Source organism: Bacillus sp. 05T31, from assembly GCF_056396725.1.
This window is the reverse complement of the sequence record NZ_JBFTMA010001011.1, coordinates 1-1,695: the sequence shown is the minus strand read 5'-3', so window position 1 is coordinate 1,695 and position 1,695 is coordinate 1. Positions and strand designations below refer to the sequence as shown.

The window sequence follows — 1,695 nt, the reverse complement described above, 5'->3', positions numbered from 1 at the left end:
ATTTAGTATAGATAGTTTCTACTATCTATATAGGGGAATGGCATTTTAAGCTAAGAAGAAAAAATGAATCATTTATTAATCAACTCGTATAATTGTTAGAGAGGCGCCAGTTGATCCACCACCGACTAAATTGATAAGAGACCGAATAATTGAAGAGAAATAGTATTACCTGCATTTAATATTGTAATTAAATTATTATTATAACTTGAAGTAGATAAGGCAGGAGATAGAATTGATCCCAGAAGTGATGTAGATCCGTTTAAAATTAGTCTTGAACCCGCAAGAAGTACAGTTGTAGTATTAATTTGATAACAAAGATAATAACGTCCCGTTACAGGGACTGTAAATAAATCATTCGCACTATTGACTGCAAAGCTATCAAGGCTTTGATTGTTTGAGAGTAGTATGTTAGTACCACCTAGTACAACTGAAACTGTTCCACCCACTGTATTATTTGCAAACATAGAATTTGTTGTAATGTTTATGCCGGTACTACCCGTGGGTCCGGTATTACTCATGGGTCCAGTACTACCAGTAGGACTAGTTAGTCTATAAGGAAGGATAATTGTACTTTTCATATATTCTATTAATAATATTTTTTATAGTAACGGCATGCTGTTTAAAATACATTCATTTTTAGTAAGTTACATTAAATTTGATTTTGTACAAAGATTTTAATCGAGAGATTAATAGTATTTTTTAGATAATTCTTTTAACATTTCGGAACATCTAACATTTAATAAATACTATAGAAGGGAGATGCAAATTTGAATCGATATGACAAATTACCAATGTCTAAGGAAGTTATGGATTCTAAAAATATTGGTCCTACATTTCCACCTCTTCCGTCTATTAATTTTCCAACCGGAGCGACAGGAGAAACCGGAGCGACAGGAGCAACCGGAGCAACCGGAGCAACCGGAGAAACAGGGGCAGCAGGAGAAACAGGAATAACAGGAGTAACCGGCCCAACAGGAGAAACAGGAATAACGGGAGAAACCGGAGCGACAGGAGAAACAGGAGAAACAGGAGCAACCGGAGTAACAGGAGCAACCGGAGAAACAGGAGCAACAGGGGCAGCAGGAGAAACAGGAATAACAGGAGTAACCGGCCCAACCGGAGAAACCGGAGCAACCGGAGAAACAGGAGCAACCGGAGCAATAGGAGAAACCGGAGCAACAGGAGTAACAGGGATAACGGGAGTAACAGGAGAAACAGGGGCAGCAGGAGAAACAGGAGCAACCGGAGCAACAGGAATAACGGGAGTAACAGGAGAAACAGGGGCAGCAGGAGAAACCGGAGCAACCGGAGAAACAGGGGCAGCAGGAGAAACAGGCCCAACAGGAGCAACAGGAGAAACGGGAGAAACAGGAATAACAGGAATAACCGGAATAACCGGAGTAACCGGCCCAACAGGAGAAACAGGGGCAACAGGAATAACCGGCCCAACGGGAATACCGGGAATAATCCCAACAACAAACCTATTATATTTTACTTTTTCAGATGGGGAAAAACTTATATATACTAATGCAGATGGTATAGCACAATATGGTACAACACAAATCTTATCACCAAGTGAAGTTTCTTATATTAATCTATTTATAAATGGAATTCTTCAACCACAACCTTTTTATGAAGTTACAGCTGGTCAGTTAACTTTATTAGATGCTGAACCACCCTCACAAGGATCTTCAA

At 39.8% G+C, this 1,695-nt stretch carries 1 protein-coding gene and 1 pseudogene; one reads left to right on the top strand and one right to left on the bottom strand.

Annotated features, from left to right (window positions below; all coding sequences use genetic code 11):
* Window positions 1–75: 75 nt before the first annotated feature.
* A pseudogene (locus AC1DJR_RS30805) lies at window positions 76–578 on the bottom strand (BclA C-terminal domain-containing protein).
* A 189-nt stretch (window positions 579–767) separates the two neighbouring features.
* Between AC1DJR_RS30805 and AC1DJR_RS30800 the strand changes: the two are divergent.
* The coding region (locus tag AC1DJR_RS30800) for a DUF4183 domain-containing protein (protein ID WP_477004348.1) at window positions 768–1,695 on the top strand (928 nt) is incomplete at its 3' end.